Annotated in this window: 8 protein-coding genes, 1 pseudogene and 1 riboswitch; of the genes and pseudogenes, 6 read left to right on the top strand and 3 right to left on the bottom strand. The window is 67.1% G+C overall.

Annotated features, from left to right (window positions below; genetic code table 11):
• The first annotated feature begins 169 nt into the window (after window positions 1-169).
• A complete protein-coding gene (locus V3B48_RS15435) occupies window positions 170-2317 on the top strand; it encodes a S46 family peptidase (protein ID WP_049399155.1) in 2148 nt (715 codons plus the stop codon).
• Window positions 2318-2489: 172 nt separating this feature from the next.
• Window positions 2490-5936: a PAS domain-containing hybrid sensor histidine kinase/response regulator gene (locus tag V3B48_RS15430; protein ID WP_049399156.1), complete on the top strand. Its 3447-nt coding sequence runs from the start codon at window positions 2490-2492 to the stop codon at window positions 5934-5936.
• 72 nt (window positions 5937-6008) lie between these two features.
• Here the strand turns inward: V3B48_RS15430 and V3B48_RS15425 are convergent, their stop codons facing one another.
• From V3B48_RS15425 to acs, 3 genes are all read right to left on the bottom strand, one after another.
• Window positions 6009-6584, bottom strand: a complete 576-nt coding sequence (locus tag V3B48_RS15425; RefSeq protein WP_032128462.1) for a manganese efflux pump MntP family protein — start codon at window positions 6582-6584, stop codon at window positions 6009-6011.
• 88 nt (window positions 6585-6672) lie between these two features.
• Window positions 6673-6762, bottom strand: a riboswitch (yybP-ykoY riboswitch).
• A 233-nt stretch (window positions 6763-6995) separates the two neighbouring features.
• A complete protein-coding gene (locus tag V3B48_RS15420; protein ID WP_005420420.1) occupies window positions 6996-7661 on the bottom strand; it encodes a response regulator transcription factor in 666 nt (221 codons plus the stop codon).
• A gap of 121 nt (window positions 7662-7782) precedes the next feature.
• Window positions 7783-9726, bottom strand: coding sequence for an acetate--CoA ligase (gene acs / locus V3B48_RS15415; RefSeq protein WP_049462254.1), 1944 nt, complete (start codon window positions 9724-9726; stop codon window positions 7783-7785).
• Between the two features lie 245 nt (window positions 9727-9971).
• On the opposite strand from acs, the gene V3B48_RS15410 reads away from it, so the two are divergent.
• The 4 genes and pseudogenes from V3B48_RS15410 to xth all read left to right on the top strand — a co-directional run.
• Window positions 9972-11399 carry a DcaP family trimeric outer membrane transporter gene (locus V3B48_RS15410; RefSeq protein WP_110714183.1) on the top strand — a complete coding sequence of 476 codons (1428 nt, stop codon included), beginning with the start codon at window positions 9972-9974 and terminating at the stop codon, window positions 11397-11399.
• Between the two features lie 131 nt (window positions 11400-11530).
• Window positions 11531-13165: pseudogene (locus tag V3B48_RS15405) on the top strand (MFS transporter); the annotation flags it as partial.
• A gap of 215 nt (window positions 13166-13380) precedes the next feature.
• Complete coding sequence (locus tag V3B48_RS15400) at window positions 13381-14790, top strand: coniferyl aldehyde dehydrogenase (protein ID WP_329894029.1); 1410 nt, start codon at window positions 13381-13383, stop codon at window positions 14788-14790.
• Window positions 14791-14908: 118 nt separating this feature from the next.
• The coding region (gene xth, locus V3B48_RS15395) for an exodeoxyribonuclease III (protein ID WP_329894028.1) at window positions 14909-15744 on the top strand (836 nt) is incomplete at its 3' end.

Below are 15744 nucleotides of genomic sequence, written 5' to 3'. Positions count from 1 at the left end.
GGCGGGGCGCCGGCCCGCGGCCGCCCACCCCCCCCCCCCGCCGGGGGGGGGGGGGCCCCCCCCCCCCCCCCCCCCCACTACCGTGCACGACGCCCCCAACCATCGGCCGTTGCCCCATCCGCCCCCAGCGGCTATGGTCCCGGGCTGTTCTGTCGTACCGGATTGCCCCATGTCACCACGCAAAGCCCTTCCCACTGCCCTGGCCCTGGGCCTGACCCTCGCCGCCGGCGCCCACGCCGATGAAGGCATGTGGATGCCGACCCAGCTGCCGGAGCTGGCCAAGCCGCTGCAGGCCGCAGGCTTCAAGGGCAATCCGGCCGACCTGGCCAATGTCACCGCACCGCCGCTGAGCGCCGTGGTGCGTGCCGGTGGCGGCACCGGCTCGTTCGTATCGTCGGACGGCCTGCTGCTGACCAACCACCACGTGGCGATGGGCGTGATCCAGTACAACAGCTCGCCCGAGCACGACCTGATCAATGGTGGCTTCATCGCCAGGGACCGCGCCGACGAGCGCCCGGCCAACCCGGACTTCCGCGTGCTGGTCACCGTCGGCTTCGACAAGGTGACCGACCAGGTGCTGGCGCAGGCGCGTGGCAAGACCGGCCGTGCCTACTTCGATGCCGTGGATGCGGCCAGCAAGCAGATCGTGGCCGAGTGCGAGAAGGACGGCAGCGTGCGCTGCTCGGTGGCCAACATGTACTACGGCACCGATTTCTACCGCATTGCCCAGCTGGAGCTGAGCGACGTGCGCTTGGTGTATGCGCCGCCGCGTGCGATCGGCAACTACGGCGACGAGATCGACAACTTCATGTGGCCGCGCCACACCGGCGACTTCACCCTGCTGCGCGCCTATGTCGGCAAGGACGGCAAGCCGGCCGCGTACAGCAAGGACAACGTGCCCTACCAGGCGCCGGCGCACCTGCAGATGTCGGTGGAAGGTCCGAAGGAAGGTGACTACGCGATGCTGGCCGGTTACCCGGGCATCACCTATCGCCACCGTACCGCGGCCGAATTCGCTGGCCAGATCGATACCGTGCTGCCGCGCCGCGTATCGGTGTTCCAGCAGATGATTGACACCATCGAGGCCGCCAGTGCCAAGGACGCGCAGGCGCGCACCCGCTACGCCTCGCAGCTGCAGTCGCTGAAGAACAACCGCAAGCGCGCCGCCGGTGAGCTGGAAGGCCTGCTGCGCAGCGACGCCAAGGCCCAGCGTGCCGCCGACGAGACGGCGATGCTGGCTGCCACCGACCGCAAGTACCAGGGCGATATCAAGGCGCTGCTGACCAACCTGTCGCAGGGTGCGGCGGTGGGCGAGCGTGACCTGCTGCTGGACCAGATGGCCGCACAGAGCCAGCTGCTGCGCTCGGCGCTGCTGCTGGAACGCCTGCGCATCGAATCGGCCAAGCCGGACGCGCAGCGCGAGAGCGGCTACCAGCAGCGCGACCAGGCGATGATCGAAGGCGTGCTCAAGCAGGTTCAGCGCCGCTACGCGCCGGAGGTCGAGAAGGCGCTGCTGACCACCCTGCTGACCCGCTACCAGAAGCTGCCGGACGCGCAGCGCGTGGCCGAGTTCGATACGGCCTTCGGCCGTACCCCGGAGCAGCTGGCAGCGGCGCTGGATACCCTGTACGCCGGCACCCAACTGGGTGAGGAGGCACAGCGCCTGTCCCGTTTCGCTGCTGCGCGCGAAGGCAAGGCGCTGGCTGCCGATCCGCTGATCACCGTGGCCGCCCCGCTGGTGGCCGCGCAGCTGCGCATCGAGAACGAAAGCAAGACCCGCGAAGGCGAGCAGCTGCGCCTGCGCCCGGCCTACATGCAGGCGCTGTTCGCCTGGCGTGCCAAGCAGGGCCGCGCGGTGTACCCGGATGCCAACCGCACCCTGCGCATCAGCTACGGCAAGGTCGAAGCGCTGCATCCGCGCGACGGCGTGACCTACTCGCCGGTGACCACCGTGGCCGGCATCGTCGAGAAGAACACCAACGCCTATCCGTTCGATGCGCCCAAGCCGCTGCTGGCCGCGATCGCCAAGGGTGACTTCGGCAGCACCGCCGACCCGGCGCTGAAGACCCAGACGGTCAACTTCCTGACCAACCTGGATACCACCGGCGGCAACTCCGGCTCGCCGGTGCTCAACGCCAAGGGCGAACTGATCGGCCTGAACTTCGACAGCAACTGGGAATCGGTCAGCGCCAGCTGGTGGTTCGACCCGCGCTACAAGCGCGCCGTGCACGTGGACATGCGCTACCTGCGCTGGCTGCTGGCCAAGGTCTACCCGGCGCCGGAACTGCTGAAGGAAATGGGCGTGCCGGCGGAATAAGGCCGGTTCCTGGTGGGTGCGCACCTCCTTTGGTGGGTGCCCACCGTTGGTGGGCATGGATGCCTCCGTCACGACCAACGGTCGTGACCCACCGCCATGACCCACCGCCGTGACCTACCCTCACGACCAACGGTCGTGATCTACTGGCCCCTGTCCTGACGGAAACGCGCGCGTGGTCTCCAGCTGGATCCTGCTGCTGGTCTCGGTTGCCTATGCCGCGCTGCTGTTCGGCGTGGCGTGGTGGGGTGACCGTCGGCCGATGTACCCCGACCGGCCGTGGCTGCGGCCGGTGGTCTACAGCCTGGCACTGGCCGTGTACTGCTCGTCGTGGACGTTCTACGGCGCGGTCGGCACCGCCGTGCGCAACGGCGTGGGCTACCTGCCGATCTACATCGGCCCGCTGCTGCTGCTGTTGTTCGGCTGGCGCATCATCGAGCGCCTGGCGCTGATCGCGCGCAGCCAGAACGTGGTGTCCATCGCCGACTTCATCTCTTCGCGCTTCGGCCGCTCGCGGCGGCTGGCGGCGCTGGTGGCGATCATCGCGCTGATCGGCATCATTCCGTACCTGGCCCTGCAGTACAAAGCAGTGGCGATGAGCCTGCAGGTGCTGACCGGCAACACCGGCCCGACCGGCTTCTTCACCGATCCCGCGCTGTACGTGGCGCTGCTGATGGCGTTGTTCGCCACCCTGTTCGGTACCCGCCAGGTCGATGCTACCGAACACCACCACGGCATGATGCTGGCGATCGCCTTCGAATCGGTGATCAAGCTGTTGGCGATGCTGGCCGTGGGCGTGTTCGCCTACCTGTGGCTGAGCAACCGCACCGACGCGGTGGTCGAATCGGTGCATACGCTGTTCACCGGCCTGCCGCCGGTGGGTTTCATCTCGCAGACCCTGCTCAGTTTCCTCGCCATCATCTGCCTGCCGCGTCAGTTCCACGTGGCCGTGGTCGAGTGCGGCGATGTGCGCGACGTGCGCCGCGCGCGCTGGATGTTCGGCGGCTACCTGGTGCTGATCTCGGGCATGGTGCTGCCGATCGCCACCGCCGGCGTGACCCTGTTCGGCACCGGTGGCAGCGTCGCCGACGACTCGATGGTGCTGGCCCTGCCGCTGGCCGAAGGCCGCAATGCGCTGGCGTTGATCGCCTATGTGGGCGGCTTCTCGGCGGCCACCGGCATGGTGATCGTGTCGTCCATCGCGCTGGCCACCATGGTCAGCAACGATCTGGTGATGCCGGTGCTGCTGCGCCGGAGCGGTGACCACCAGGAGGCCGCCGACGTCGCCTCGCGCGTGCTGTGGATCCGCCGCCTGGCGATCCTGCTGCTGGCGCTGATGGCCTACAGCTACTACCGCACCAGCAGCAACGACAGCACGCTGGCCTCGTATGGCCTGATGGCGTTCGCAGCGGTGGCGCAGTTTGCGCCGGGCCTGATCGGCGGCCTGTACTGGCGCGGTGCCAGCCGGCGCGGCGTCGAGGTGGGCATGCTGCTCGGCTTTGCCACCTGGCTGTACACCCTGCTGCTGCCGGCGATGACGATGGCCGGCTGGGTCGATGCTGGCTGGGTGCAGCACGGCCCGTTCGGCATCGAGTGGCTGCGCCCGCAGCAGTTGTTCGGCATGACCGGCTGGGACCCGCTGACCCACGGCACGTTCTGGTCGCTGCTGGTCAACGCGGCGACGATGATGCTGGTGTCCGCGCGCTGGCGGCCCGGTGTCGATGAGCGGCTTCGCGCCGCGCCGTTCCTCGATCCATATGCCGAGCGCCCGTCGGTGGCGGGTGGTTGGCCGGGTCACGTGCATGTGGGCGATCTGCTGGCGCTGGCTTCGCGCGTAGTGGGTGAACGCCATGCGCGACGTTCGTTCTTCGAACAGGCGCAGTCACTGGGCCGTGAGCTGCAATCCTCGGCACCTGCCGACCGTCCGTGGGTGCAGTTCACCGAGCGCCTGCTGGCCGCATCGATCGGTGCGGCATCGGCGCGCCTGCTGCTGACCAGCCTGCTGCGTGGCTCGGGCATGGACCTGGGCGAAGTGGTGGCGGTGCTGGACGAAGCGGGGCAGGAGCTGCGCTTCAACCGCGAGATCCTGTCGACCACGCTGGAGAACATCAGCGCCGGGGTCAGCGTGGTTGATCCGGACATGCGGCTGACCGCATGGAATCGCCGCTACCAGGACATGTTCGGCTACCCCGACGGCATGCTCTACGTGGGCCGCCCGGTGGCCGACCTGATCCGCTACAACGCCGAGCGCGGCGAGCTGGGCGAGGGTGATATCGAAGTGCAGATCAACCGCCGCATCGGCTACATGCGTGCCGGTTCACCGCATGTGTTCGAGCGCACCCGCAGCGATGGCAAGGTGATCGAGATGCGTGGGCAGGCGCTGCCCGGCGGCGGTTACGTGACCAGCTACAACGACATCACCGACTACAAGCACGCGGAAAAAGCACTGCTGGAAGCCAACGAGACGCTGGAACAGCGCGTGGCCGAGCGCTCGCATGAGGCCGAGGTCGCGCAGCAGTCGAAGACCCGTTTCCTGGCGGCGATCAGCCACGACGTGCTGCAGCCGTTGAACGCTGCGCGCCTGTTCGCCTCGGCACTGCGCGACAGTGATCACGTGAGTGACGAGCAGAAGCACCTGGCCGAGCGTGTGGACGCTTCGTTGCGTGCGGCCGAAGAGCTGCTCGATGGCCTGCTGGATGTGTCGCGGCTGGATGCCGGCGGCCTGCATCCGGTGATCGGCGAGTTCGACGTGAGCGCGTTGATGCGTGAGCTGGCCGCGCAGTACACCCCGGTCGCGGCTGGCCGCGGCCTGCGCCTGGACCTGTTCGCACGCCCTGCGTGGGTGCGCAGTGACCGCCGCCTGCTGCGCCGCGTGCTGCAGAACTTCCTGGCCAATGCGCTGCGCTACACCCGCCAGGGCCGCATCGTGCTGGCCGTGCGCCAACGCGGCGATGAAGTGGAACTGCAGGTGTGGGATACCGGCCCCGGCATTCCCGAGCACCATATGCGGCAGATCTTCGACGAGTTCCACCGCTACCAGCAACCATTCGACTGGGGCGAACAGGGATTGGGCCTGGGCCTGTCGATCTGCCAACGCATCTCGCGCCTGCTCGACCATCGGTTGAACGCACGCAGCCGGGTCGGCAAGGGCTCGATGTTCTCGATCATCCTGCCGCGGGTGGCACCGCTGCCGGGCTACACCGAGCTGGCCACACCCGCACAGACCGTCGCCGCGCCAGTACGCAGCGATTCGCTGGCGGGCCTGCGCGTGCTGTGCGTGGACAACGACGAGGAGATCCTTGACGGCATGCGCGCGCTGCTGGGCCGTTGGCAGGTGCAGGTGATCACTGCGGCCACCGTCGACCAGGCGCTGGAGAAGATCGCCGAGCACCCACAGGTGATGCTGGTGGATTACCACCTGCACGATCGCATGGACGGCCTGGATGCGCTGGTGGCGCTGCGCGAAGCCGCCGGTTACCCGCTGCCTGGCGCACTGCTTACCGCCGATGGTCGCGACGAGCTGAAGCGGATGGCACGCGAACGCGGCTACCGCGTGCTGACCAAGCCGATCAAGCCGGCCTCGCTGCGCGCCTTCCTGGGCGCGCTGCGCGATGCGCAGTAGATCCACGCCATGCGTGGATGTGACGTCAGGTAGTGCCGGCCGCTGGCCGGCAACCACGTAATCGCGGAAGCGTTACCCCAGGCCGTGCAGGTGTTCGTACAGGATCGTCGCGCCGATGATCACCAGGATCACGCCGCCGATGATCTCGGCACGCTTGCCGACCATGCTGCCCAGCACGCGGCCAAGCATGATGCCGACAGTGACCATGGTCAGCGTGCACAGGCCGATGACCGCTGCCATCACGCCGATATGCACGTCCATGAAAGCCAGGCCGATGCCCACCGCCATCGCGTCGATGCTGGTGGCGAAACCGGTCAGCGCCAGCTTCCAGAAGCCGTGGTGCTGCGAGGGGTCTTCGTCTTCGTCGGCACTGTCCGGACGCAGGCCGTTGTAGATCATGTGGATGCCCAGTGCGCCGAGCAGGCCGAAGGCGATCCAGTGGTCGAAGGCTTCGACGTACTGCAGGGCGGCACGGCCGAGCAGCCAGCCGATGATGGGCGTGATCGCCTCGATGACGCCGAAGATGATGCCGGCACGCAGTGCGTCGCGGAATACCGGCTTGCGCATGGCCGCACCCTTGCCGATTGCAGCGGCGAAGGCATCGGTGGACATGGCAAAGCCGATCAGGAGGATCGAAATGGGGGACATGGGCGGCGGCTGAGGTCGGGCTAGGACGGACGCACGGCCTGCGCTCGCGCCCAACCTGACGTTGCGCGCGCGGGCCGCTGGTCTCGCCAACCATCATGGTTGTCCACGCCACGGCGCACTGGCCGAGTATGTTGACGTGGACGATTCCTGCGTAGGAATCCGGCTACTCCCCAAGGGGACGCGCAGCTTAGCATCGCGATTCACGCGCGGCGCATTTCCAGCGAAACGCGCAGGCAGGGCTGGTTTGTATAGCGATGGCTATATCGAGAGCGCAGCCGTGCCTGGTAGTGCCGGCCGCTGGCCGGCAGGTGCACCATCAAAAGCGTGCCAAGCAAGCTTGGCACCTACCAATGCGGTATCAGATGATGTCGCGCGTTTCAGGCCAATGCCGGCCAGCAGCCGGCACTACCTTCAGTCTTCTTCCGGCGGCAGCACGATGGCGTCGTCGTCGATCGCCAGCTTGCCGGCCATCAGCACGGCCTGGGTGCGGTTGGTGACGCCCAGCTTGCGCAGGATGGCGGTGACGTGGGCCTTGATCGTCGCTTCGGAGACGTTGAGGTCGTAGGCGATCTGCTTGTTCAAGCGGCCGGCGCCGAGCATCTGCAGCACGCGGAACTGCTGCGGGGTCAGCTCACGCAGGCGCTGGCCGACTTCGCGTTCCTCGCTGCCGGTGGGCGGCACGTTGTGCGCTTCCGGCGGTGCCCAGGTCTCACCATCGAGGATGGTGCCCAGTGCGTGGCCGATGGTGTCCGAATCCGCAGACTTCGGAATGAAGCCCAGCGCGCCGTGGTCGAGCGCTCGGCGCATCACCGTGGCTTCTTCGCGCGCGGACACCACGACCACCGGCAGCTGCGGATGCAGCGAGCGCATGTGCACCAGCGCGTTGAAACCCTGCGCACCGGGCATGTTGAGATCCATCAGGACCAGGTCGGCGTCGTTGTGCTGGTCGGCCAGCGCGTACAGCGCTTCCACGCTGTCGGCTTCGAACAGCTGCACGCCGGGGATGACCCGCTGTACCGCCCCACGCAGGGCTTCGCGGAACAGCGGGTGGTCATCGGCAATCAGGAGGGTGGTCATGGGTCGAGCTTATCGATCAGGAAAAAGAGCGACGTGATGGCAGGTGCAGGACGGGTCGGACACGGCCGGGTCCCTCCTCCCGGCCACGTCCCTGGCGCGTCCTGCGCCTGCGGTCACGCCATCAGCGCACCTTGCGCTCGTCCACCAGCGACGCCACCACCGACGGATCGGCCAGGGTCGAGGTGTCGCCAAGCTGGTCCGGTGCGTTCTCGGCGATCTTGCGCAGGATGCGGCGCATGATCTTGCCCGAGCGGGTCTTCGGCAGGCCCGGCGCCCACTGCAGGTGGTCCGGCGTGGCGATCGGGCCGATCTCCTTGCGTACCCAGGCGACCAGTTCCTTCTGCAGCTCGTCGCTCGGAGCCTCTTCGGCCACCAGGGTGACGTAGGCGTAGATGCCCTGGCCCTTCACGTCGTGCGGGAAGCCGACCACGGCCGCTTCGGCCACCTTCGGGTGCGAGACCAGAGCGCTTTCCACTTCGGCGGTGCCGATGCGGTGGCCGGACACGTTGATCACATCGTCCACGCGGCCGGTGATCCAGTAGTAGCCGTCTTCGTCGCGGCGGCAACCGTCGCCGGTGAAATAGCTGCCCGGGTAGGTGCGGAAATACGTATCGATGAAGCGCTGATGGTCGCCGTACACCGTGCGCATCTGGCCCGGCCAGGAATCGCGGATGATCAGGTTGCCCTCGGTCGGGCCGTCCTGGATCTCGCCATCGGCGTTGACCAGCGCCGGCTGCACGCCGAAGAAGGGCAGGGTGGCCGAGCCCGGCTTGAGGTCCATCGCGCCGGCCAGCGGCGAGATCAGGATGCCGCCGGTCTCGGTCTGCCACCAGGTATCGACGATCGGGCAGCGGCTGTCGCCGACCACCTCGTAGTACCAGCGCCAGGCTTCCGGATTGATCGGTTCGCCGACGCTGCCGAGCAGGCGCAGCGACGCGCGCGAGGTCTTCTTCACCGGCTCCTCGCCTTCGCGCATCAGTGCGCGGATGGCGGTCGGGGCGGTGTAGAAGATGCTCACCTTGTGCTTGTCGATGACGTTCCAGAAGCGCGAGGTGTCCGGATAGTTCGGCACGCCTTCGAACATCAGTGAGGTCGCGCCGTTGGCCAGCGGGCCGTACACGATGTAGCTGTGGCCGGTGACCCAGCCGACGTCGGCGGTGCACCAGTAGATGTCGTCCTCGCGCAGATCGAACACCGCTTCATGGGTGTAGGCCGCGTACAGCAGGTAGCCGCCGGTGGTGTGCAGCACGCCCTTCGGCTTGCCGGTGGAACCGGAGGTGTAGAGGATGAACAGCGGGTCTTCCGCGTTCATGCGTTCCGGTTCGCAGGTAGCCGGCTGGCTGTCCACCACATCGTGGAACCAGCGATCGCGCGGCGCCTGCATGTCCACCGCGCCACCGGTGTGGCGCACTACCAGCACGGTTTCAACCGTGTTCGTGCCGGGCAGCTTCAGCGCTGCATCGACGTTGGCCTTCAGCGGAATCCTGCGACCACCGCGCAGACCCTCGTCTGCGGTGATGATCAGCTTGCTCTGGCAGTCGCTGACGCGGTCGGCGATCGAGTTCGGTGCGAAGCCACCGAACACCACCGAGTGGATCGCACCGATGCGTGCGCAGGCCAGCATGGCCACGGCGGCGTCGACGATCATCGGCAGGTAGATGGTGACCCGGTCGCCCTTCTTGACCCCGAGGTTGCGCAGCGCGTTGCCGAGGCGGCAGGTGCGCTCGTACAGCTCGCGATAGGTCACGTGCTGCGCCGGTGCGTCCGGGCCGTCCGGCTCGAACAGCAGGGCGGTCTTGTCGCCACGCTTCTCCAACTGGCGGTCCAGGCAGTTCACGCTGGCATTGAGCTCGCCATCTTCGAACCACTTGATGTGGAAATCGGACAGGTCGTAGCTGACGTTCTTGATCTTCGTCGGCTTGCGCATCCACTCCAGGCGCTCGGCGGCCTTGCCCCAGAAACCATCCGGGTCGGTCACCGAAGCCTGGTACTGCTGTTCGTACGACGTCTTGTCGATGCGTGCCTTGGCGGCGAACTGCGGATCGACGGGGTAGATATCAGCCATGGCACCCTCACTTGCACGTTGACTTTGTGTGTGCGGTCGCAGCATTGCGGCGACCGATCCCCTTCAGTTTGCCCCATCCACCCCCGGCCGCGTCACCACTCTGGTTAGACCATGGTCGAAAGTGAGCGCCCAGCAGGGCCGGGTTCGACCAATGGCGAATAGCCGCTATACATAATCGCCCCGCAGTCTCGGCTCGACCGTGCCCCACGCGCGGCATCACCTTGCCACTTGGGAGAGAGGGCAACATGAGCCACCGTACGTTGAAAGCCGTGCGCAAACCTTTGGCGGCCTGCCTGTTGGTCGCCCTGGTCGCACCGGGCATGGCGTTCGCTGAGACCGCCAAAGAGAAAGCGCTGGAAGCACGCGTTGCCGAACTGGAACGCCAGGTCCAGCTGCTGCTGTCTTCGCAGCAACAACAACAGACCCAGATCAGCCAGACCCAGCAGGCGGTGACCGAAGTCCGCACGGTGCAGGCCGAGCAGAAGCCGGTCGCCTCGGTGCCGGCCGGCAAGCAGCCGATCCAGGTCACCACCATCACCCCGGGCGCCGCGCCGGGCACCACGGTCAAGATCGGCGGCTTCATCAAGGCCGATTTCCTCGCCACCCAGACCAGCGATGGCCAGCTGGCCGACGACGCCACCGGCCGCTCGCTGTACCTGCCGGGCCAGACCCCGGTGGAAGGCGCCGGTGGCAGCGGCAAGCGCTCGGGCACCGATTTCAACGCCCACGCCAAGTTCTCGCGCTTCAACCTGGGCATCGACAACGTGAGCGAATCGGGCAACAAGGCCGGTGCGTTCTTCGAGATGGACTTCTTCGGCAACTCGCTGGGCAACCAGACCGCGACCAATACCTACGGTGTGACCCTGCGCCACGCCTACATGTACTGGAACAACTGGATGGCCGGCCAGACCTGGTCCAACTTCATGGACGCGGCCGCACTGCCGGAAGCGGTCGACTTCGTCGGCCCCACCGACGGCGTGATCTTCGTGCGCCAGGCCCAGGTGCGCTACACCCAGGGCGGCTTCAGCGTCGCGCTGGAAAACCCGGAAACCACCACCCTCACCGGTACCCGCAACCCGGTCACGGGTGCATGGACCAACACCAGCGCCAACTCCGACCGTGGCAGCCTGCCTGATCTGACCATGCGCTATGGCTGGAAGGGCGACTGGGGCACCTTCGGTGTCGGCGGCATCGTCCGTCAGCTGAAGGTCGACAACCAGGCCACCGGCGCCAAGGCCGACAAGGTGGCCGGCGGCCTGACCCTGGGCGGCAAGTGGGTGATGGGCGACAGCGATTCGCTGCACTACCAGCTGACCGGCGGCGAAGGCATCGCCCGCTACATCGGCCTGGGCATCACTGCCGACAGCGCCTACGACGTGGCCCGCGACGAGCTCAACCCGACCGGCGTGCTGGCCGGCTACGTGGGCTGGCGGCATGCGTTCTCGCCGAAGCTGCGCACCAACCTGATCTACGCGCGCAGCGACTACGACAACGACAGCATCCTCGGCCCGCTGGTGACCAAGAGCGTGCAGAGCATCCGCGGCAACATCTTCTACTCGCCGCTGCCCAAGGTCGATATCGGTGCGGAGCTGATGTACGGCCGTCGCGAAGTGGAAAACGGCAACAAGGGTGACATCACCCGATTGCAGTTCACCACCAAGTACAGCTTCTAAGAGCGTGCCGGCCAGCGGCCGGCACCTACCGAGATAGGGTGCCGACCAAGGTCGGCATCTACCGAATTGTGTGCCGACCAACGGTCGGCACCCACCGACCCAGGTCGGCATCTACAGAGGGAAAACGTCCCATGTCCAGCACTGCATCCAGCCCGCACAATGCGGCGGGCACCCTGACCAAGGGCCACAAGAAGGTCATCTTCGCCTCGAGCCTCGGTACGGTCTTCGAGTGGTATGACTTCTTCCTGTACGGCTCGCTCGCCGCCATCATCGCCAAGCAGTTCTTCAGTGGCGTCAATGAAACCACGGGCATGATCTTCGCCCTGCTGGCGTTCGCTGCCGGCTTCTTCGTGCGTCCGTTCGGTGCGGCCTTCTTCGGCAGTCTCGGCGACCGCATCGGCCGCAAGTACACCTTCCTGGTCACCATCCTGATCATGGGCATCTCGACCTTCCTGGTCGGCGTGCTGCCCAACTACGCCTCGATCGGTTTCGCCGCTCCGGTGATCCTGATCATCCTGCGCCTGGCCCAGGGCCTGGCGATGGGCGGCGAGTACGGCGGTGCCGCCACCTACGTGGCCGAGCATGCGCCGGACGACAAGCGTGGCCTGTACACCAGCTTCATCCAGTGCACCGCCACGCTCGGCCTGTTCATGTCGCTGCTGATCATCCTGGCCTGCCGCTACTTCCTCGGCAACGAAGCCTTCGAAGCCTGGGGCTGGCGTATTCCGTTCCTGGTCTCGATCCTGCTGCTGGGTGTGTCCGTGTGGATCCGCCTGCAGCTGAGCGAGTCGCCGCTGTTCCAGCAGATGAAGTCCGAGGGCAAGGGTTCCAAGACGCCGTTCCGTGACAGCCTGAAGGGCGGCAACCTGAAGCTGATGCTGCTGGTCCTGCTCGGCGCCGCAGCCGGCCAGGCCGTGGTCTGGTACGGCGGCCAGTTCTACGCGCTGTTCTTCCTCAGCAGCATGCTGAAGGTCGATGCCACCACTTCCTACCTGCTGATCGCCGCCGCGCTGGCGCTGGGCGTGCCGTTCTTCATCTTCTTCGGCTGGCTGTCCGATCGCATCGGCCGCAAGAAGATCATCCTGGCCGGCTGCCTGCTGGCGGCTGTTACCTACATCCCGATCTTCAAGGGCCTGACCCACTTCGCCAATCCGGCCATCGAAGAAGCCCGCAGCAGCTCTCCGGCCCTGGTCGTGGCCGATCCGGCTACCTGCTCGTTCCAGTTCGATCCGGTCGGCCTGCGCAAGTTCACCAGCTCCTGCGACGTGGCAACCGCCGCGCTGACCAAGGCCGGCGTGCCGTACGACGTGCAGCCCGCCGCCGCCGGTTCGCTGGCGATGGTGAACGTGGGCAGTGCCAGCGTCACCTCGTATGAGGCCGCCGGCCTGACCAAGGAAGACGGCAAGGCCAAGGCCGATGCGTTCGGTGCGGAACTGAAGACCGCCCTGACCACCGCCGGCTACCCGGCCAAGGCGGATGGCGCCCGCATCAACATCGCCGGCACCATCTTCATGCTGTGGCTGCTGGTGCTGTACGTGACCATGGTCTACGGCCCGATCGCCGCCTACCTGGTCGAACTGTTCCCGACCCGCATCCGCTACACCTCGATGTCGCTGCCGTACCACATCGGCAACGGCTGGTTCGGTGGCTTCCTGCCGGCGATCTCGTTCGCGCTGGTGGCCGGTACCGGCAACCTGTACTACGGCCTGTGGTACCCGATCATCATCGCGCTGATGTCGGTGGTGATCGGTGGCGTGTCAGTGCGCTACACCCTGGCGGGTTATAACCACACCTCCCGGGGGGCCCCACCACCGGGCGCCCCCCACCGGGTTTCAGGGGCCGCGGTGCAGACCGCGGCCTTTTTGTTTGGTAGTGCCGGCCGCTGGCCGGTAAATGCACGATGCCTGCCGGAGATCCATGGGGCTGCCGGCCAGCGGCCGGCACTACCATTGCGTTGCGCAGCACCCCGTATAGTCGGCCCATGACCACCACCACGCCGGCAGACCTCCCCGCCATCCTGCACACCCTGCGCAGCGCCTGGCAGTCGCAGCGCCCGTCGCTGGACCAGCGCGAGAATGACCTGCGCCGCCTGCGCGAGGCGTTGAAGCCGCGTCTGGACGAAATGGCCCACGCCATCGCCGAGGACTTCGGTCACCGCGCCCACGTTGAATCCAAGCTGGCCGATGGCATGAGCGTGCTGTCGGCTATCGACCATCTGCGCCGCCATCTGCGCCGCTGGTCAAAGCCGCAGCGGGTGGGCGCCGGCTGGCGGCTGTGGCCGGCGCGCGCGCAGCTGCGGCCGACGCCGCTGGGCGTGGTCGGGGTGATCTCGCCCTGGAACTACCCGGTCACGCTGGCACTGGTACCGCTGGCGACGGCCATTGCCGCGGGCAACCATGTGCTGCTGAAACCCTCCGAGCACACGCCGCGCACCAGCGCGTTCCTGGTCGATCTGCTGGCCAGCGTGTTCCCGCCCGATCGCGTGGCGGTGGTGCAGGGCGGGGCGGACGTGGCGGCGGCGGTTTCATCGCTGCCGCTGGACCATCTGCTGTTCACCGGCTCGACGGCGGTTGGCCGCAAGGTGATGGCTGCCGCCGCCGAGCATCTGGTGCCGGTCACGCTGGAACTGGGCGGCAAGTCGCCGGCCATCGTCTGCCGCGATTTCCCGCTGGACAAAGCCGCTGCGCGGCTGGCTACCGGCAAGTGGTTCAACGCCGGCCAGACCTGCATCGCGCCGGATTACGTGCTGATCGACACCGCGCGCCAGCGTGAGTTCGTGCAGGCGCTGCAGCAGCAGGTACGCGAGCGCTATGGCGATTTCGGCAGCGCCGACGATTACACGCGCATCATCAACGAAGGCCAGTACCGGCGCCTGCAGGGCTATCTGGCGCAGGCGCGCGAACGCGGTGTGCCGGTGATTCCGTTGGCGCAGGTGGATGATGCGCGCGCCGACCGCGAGCGCCTGCTGGTGCCGACCGTGGTGCTGGACCCGCCGGACGACCTGGACCTGATGCGCGAGGAGATCTTCGGGCCGATCCTGCCGGTGCGGGCGTACCCGGATCTGGATGCGGCGCTGGCCGACGTGCTGTCGCGCGACCGGCCGCTGGCGCTGTATCCCTTCAGCCATGACACGGCGACGGTGGAGCGCATCCTCGGCCAGGTGGTGGCCGGCGGGGTGACGGTGAATGACACGCTGCTGCACTTCGCCGCCGATGGCCTGCCGTTTGGCGGGGTGGGGGCCAGCGGCATGGGTGCGTACCACGGGCGGGCCGGGTTCGATGCGATGAGCAAGCGGCTGCCGGTGCTGTGGCAGTCGCGCTGGGCTGCCAGTGACCGGCTGCGGCCGCCGTATTCGAAGATTGCGGGGTTGTTGAAGTTCCTTTTGCGGTGATCGGGTTCCGGTAGTTGCCAACCTTGGTTGGCACACGGTGATTGCTGGCGCCAACCAAGGTTGGCGTCTACCGGGGTATAGGGGCGCCCATCAGGGCCCACCCGGGTAGAATGCCCCCATGAAGATCGCCTCGTGGAACGTCAATTCGCTCAATGTCCGCCTGCCGCACCTGGAGCAGTGGCTCAAGGCGTTCGGCCCGGACATCGTCGGTATCCAGGAAACCAAGCTGGAGGACCACAAGTTCCCCGATTCGGCGCTGATCGCCGCGGGCTACCGCAGCGTGTTCGCCGGCCAGAAGACCTACAACGGCGTGGCGCTGCTGTCGCGTGAGCCGGCGCAGGACGTGCAGATCGGTATTCCCGGCTTCGAGGACGAGCAGAAGCGCGTCATCGCCGGTACCTTCGGCGACCTGCGGGTGATCAACCTGTACGTGGTCAACGGCCAGGACATCGGCACCGACAAGTACGAGTACAAGCTGCGCTGGCTGGAAGCGGTCCATGCCTGGATCGCCGAAGAACTGCAGCGGCACCCGAAGCTGATCGTGATGGGCGACTTCAACATCGCCCCGGACGCGCGCGATGTGCACGACCCGGAGGTGTGGAACGAGAACCACATCCTGACCTCCACCGCCGAGCGCGGCGCGCTCAACAAGCTGCTGCAGCTGGGCCTGCACGATGGCTTCCGCCTGCACAATGACGAGGCGGGCACCTTCAGCTGGTGGGATTACCGTGCCGCGGGCTTCCGCCGCAACCTGGGCCTGCGCATCGACCTGACCCTGGTCTCCGACGCGCTGAAGGGCAGCGCGGTGGCCTCGGGCATCGACCGCGAGCCGCGTACCTGGGAACGCCCGAGCGACCATGCGCCGGCGTGGGTGGAAGTAGAGTCGAGGGGGGGGGGGGGGGGGGGCCGGGGGGGGGGGGGCCGCCCCCCCGCACAAACGGGGGCCGCGCATGG

The sequence above is a fragment of the Stenotrophomonas sp. SMYL20 genome, from assembly GCF_036320045.1.
In the GTDB taxonomy this organism is placed as follows: domain Bacteria; phylum Pseudomonadota; class Gammaproteobacteria; order Xanthomonadales; family Xanthomonadaceae; genus Stenotrophomonas; species Stenotrophomonas maltophilia_A.
This window is presented reverse-complemented; position numbering and strand designations above follow the sequence as displayed.

Excerpts from the sequence above, each read along its gene's own strand:
- V3B48_RS15400 (WP_329894029.1), top strand. The coding sequence starts at position 13,381 with ATGACCACCACCACGCCGGCAGACCTCCCCGCCATCCTGCACACCCTG.
- V3B48_RS15420 (WP_005420420.1), bottom strand. The coding sequence starts at position 7,661 with ATGACCACCCTCCTGATTGCCGATGACCACCCGCTGTTCCGCGAAGCC.
- V3B48_RS15425 (WP_032128462.1), bottom strand. The coding sequence starts at position 6,584 with ATGTCCCCCATTTCGATCCTCCTGATCGGCTTTGCCATGTCCACCGAT.
- acs (WP_049462254.1), bottom strand. The coding sequence starts at position 9,726 with ATGGCTGATATCTACCCCGTCGATCCGCAGTTCGCCGCCAAGGCACGC.
- V3B48_RS15410 (WP_110714183.1), top strand. The coding sequence starts at position 9,972 with ATGAGCCACCGTACGTTGAAAGCCGTGCGCAAACCTTTGGCGGCCTGC.
- V3B48_RS15435 (WP_049399155.1), top strand. The coding sequence starts at position 170 with ATGTCACCACGCAAAGCCCTTCCCACTGCCCTGGCCCTGGGCCTGACC.